2 protein-coding genes are annotated in these 3,292 nt (G+C 58.6%); both read left to right on the top strand.

The window, feature by feature from the left end; all coding sequences use genetic code 11:
- Window positions 1-567: 567 nt before the first annotated feature.
- Window positions 568-1,449, top strand: coding sequence for a tetratricopeptide repeat protein (locus Q0F21_RS06580; protein WP_297238478.1), 882 nt, complete (start codon window positions 568-570; stop codon window positions 1,447-1,449).
- The coding region (locus Q0F21_RS06575) for an MG2 domain-containing protein (RefSeq protein ID WP_297238476.1) at window positions 1,446-3,292 on the top strand (1,847 nt) is incomplete at its 3' end. The genes Q0F21_RS06580 and Q0F21_RS06575, both read left to right, overlap by 4 nt.

The raw sequence follows: 3,292 nt of genomic DNA, 5'->3' as shown, positions 1-3,292 counted from the left end.
GGAGAACAGCTATCTCTATCAAAACATCTACTGGCCTACCGGTACAGGCCATGTGACGAAGTAATCACACTTCACACCGCATTCTTCAGTGAGGGCGCACATCGTAAGCCGATGTGCGCCCTCACTCATTCCTCCTCGAGCGTTCAATAGCAAGGTCTTACACTAAATATTAGTGAGCCTTGGTATGAGCCTGTCGGACTTGCTAGACCTGCCCCTCTGCTGACCTGATGAGAGCGTAATGGACCGAGAGTGCAGATATGAGACAATGAGGTCTTGGGATTGTCGTATCTTTGCAGCAAGAAACTTTACTGAGACGACTCGTATACGGTTCCTTTCGCGTCCTACGGATATCCGCCATTGTCATCCAGGTTCGGCCAAGTATGGTGAGACTGCGGAGTCTCCCCCTGCACTGAGGAGGTAGGACGAGTCGTCTCTTCTTTTCCGACAGACTTATTCTATCGGTATCGTCTTCAGCATCATTTTCACCACTTTCTTTAACAATTAGGATTGGTCAGGTGGAGGAAATTGGGTACCTTTCTTTATCAATAGCATGGAAGACGTACACCGATGAATGCTCTAACGAGACCCCTGGTTGCGCTCATCATAGCCCTCACACCCCTACTCCTTGCCTCCGCTCAGTCGGATGAGGAGAGGGAGACGGCGTATGCCGGCTGCGTGGAGCGCTACTTCGACTACTACGAGGCGGAGAGACCGGACAGCGCTGAGCTGATGCTTCGGCATGCTCTGGAGCTGATGCCGGAGGCGGAGGGGAACTTCCTCCTCCTCGGCAACCTAGCCGAGCTGGTGGTGGCGCGGGGCGACTCTACCGAGGCGGTGGATCTCCTCTCGCAAGCAGTGAGCCGTCAGCCGGCGATCCCGGAGCTACGGGAGCGCCGGGCAGACCTGCTCATAGGGATCGGGCGTGTGGAGACAGCGCTGGCGGACTATGACGAACTGGTGTCAAAGTTTCCTAATAGTGAGATCTACCGGTACAAGCGAGTCCTCGCTTACGAGCAGATGGGGCTCTGGAGTGCCGCCGAGGGGGATCTGCGGAAGATCCTTGCTCACAATGCCGATGCCTACCTTCCGCGTGTGAAGATGGCGGAGGTGTACGAGAAGCAGGGGCGTCTCGTCGAGGCGGAGAAGCTGCTGAGCTACCTGATCGAGCAGCAGCCCGCCATGGCACCGGCCTATCGGGCGAGGGCACGGCTCCTGATTCGTCAGGGGCGTAAGTCGGACGCACTTGCCGACGTGCGGGAGATTATCCGCCGGAGTGGCGATCGTGTCGACGCCGAGGAGTATCTCCTGAGGGCAGAGATCTGGATGCTCTATGGGGAGGAGAAGGAGGCGGAGGAGGATCTCCGTCGAGCAACCGAGGCTGGAGCGACACCCGCCGAGGTGGCACAGGCAAGGGAGGAAGTGAGACAGATAAAGCACTCTTTATTATGAAGAATAACAGGATACATAAGATCATTCGGACCCGGACGGCAGCACTCCTGCTTCCCACCCTTCTCATAGGGGCTGGGGTGATCTCCGCGACCGGAATCGCGAGCCACAGGTCCATCGACAAGCAAGCTATGGCGGACGAGCAACAGATCCCCGAGGAGGAGATGCTCTCTCTCCTTGATAACCTAAGTCGGCTGGCAGCCAATGCCGGTCGCACCATCGAGGAGTACGACACCTTAGATGAGTCTCCTGACACTCTCCTCTGGAGTAAAAAGCGGACCGAAGAGGAGCTAGTCCGGATGATTTCTCGAGAGCTGGAGCGTCGGGAGCTGTGGCGCGCCACCACCGACCTGAGCGGACTCCGCTATCAATGGCAGGTCCGACGCTGGCGACTGGGTGTGCCCTCTGAGGGCAATGGGTACTCCCTCCTCGCTGAGCTGATGGAGCAGCTGGCGGAAAAGGGCTTTGACGCCTTCCGGGAGCTTCACCTCCGGGAGCTGGACCAAGCTCTGAGGGTAGGCTACAGCGACCAGGCACTCTCCATGCTGGAGTGGGAGGGGAAGCGGTCGGAGGAGAATATCTACCCCTCATATATTGAGCGCTTTGCGGGACATCCGGAGCAGACGGTGGTTCGTATGCTAGATCTCCGAGAGCGCAGCTCACGCCTGCTCGACCCCCTCAGGTCGGAGCACAAGACCGAGGAGTGGATCCGAGAGGAGGGTAAGCTCTACGCTGAGTACCTCAGGATAGAGCCATCCCTGGCGGGCAATCCGTACGAGAAGCGGCTGAGGGAGATGGGCAAGCAGATCTTTGGGCACAGACCATCCATCGGAGACCTGACCTACATTGACTTACACACGGGGGAGGCGATCGTCGAGATAGAGGGGCCGACGCGACAGGCGCTCGACCTCTACCTCATAAGCGCTAACCGCAAGGTAGAGCAGCAGATCCGCAAGGGCCGTGCGACGAAGCTGGCCTCCTATACAGCTCCGGCGGGTAAGGCGCGCTGGATCAGCGACAAGGTGTCCCTCCGCCTGCCGAGAGTGGGGTACTATAGGCTGGCACTCTACAACGAGCGCGAGGGGGTGGTTCGGCAGGGCAATACTCTGCTGGATCAGATCGACGTGCGGCAGTATGACCGGACGATCTATGCCATGGACCGACAGGACGGCAGCCCGGTCTCCGGCGTGGAGGTGAAGGTCTTCCGCGGTGATGAGCGCAAACGCCCCATCGCTACCCTCTACACAGGCGAAGGGGGCGAGGTGGTGGTTCGTCAGACTCCGCCCAGAGGGGGGTACCTCTTTGTCAGTGCCAAAGATCCCCGAATGCTTGAGGAGCGGTTCTTCACCATTTATGGGGAGCAAAAGTGGCCTGCCGGGACAGCTAATCCGAAGAAACAGGCAGAGACACACTTCTACACCGATAGACCGATCTACAAGAGGGGGCAGACGGTGAAGGTAGGCATCGTCACCGTGACCCGCAAGGGGGAGGTGGTGAAGGCCGAACCAAACACACTTCAGCAGGTGAAGCTGGTCGCATACCGCGATGGGGTGCAGGAGGTACTGGAGACGCAGACGATCACCACCGACGATCGTGGAGTGGCGGAGGCCACTTTTACCCTCCCCAAGGACGAGCATCTCTCAAGCTTCTCTCTCAGCACCGCCTACGGCGATGAGTCTCTACAGGTAGAGGAGTATAAGCTGATGCACCTTTCGCTCACCATCGACAGCATTCCGACCGGCTATGTCACCGGTCGTCCGATGCGGATCTACGGTAGGACAGAGGACCTGAATGGTCACCCTGTGGCGGCACGACTGACGCTGCAGTACGATGTGGACGGGAAGCG

The organism is uncultured Porphyromonas sp. (assembly GCF_934359325.1).
Classification (GTDB): Bacteria; Bacteroidota; Bacteroidia; order Bacteroidales; family Porphyromonadaceae; genus Porphyromonas_A.
The sequence above is the reverse complement of the archived record's forward strand: the minus strand, read 5'-3'. Positions and strand labels throughout refer to the sequence as shown.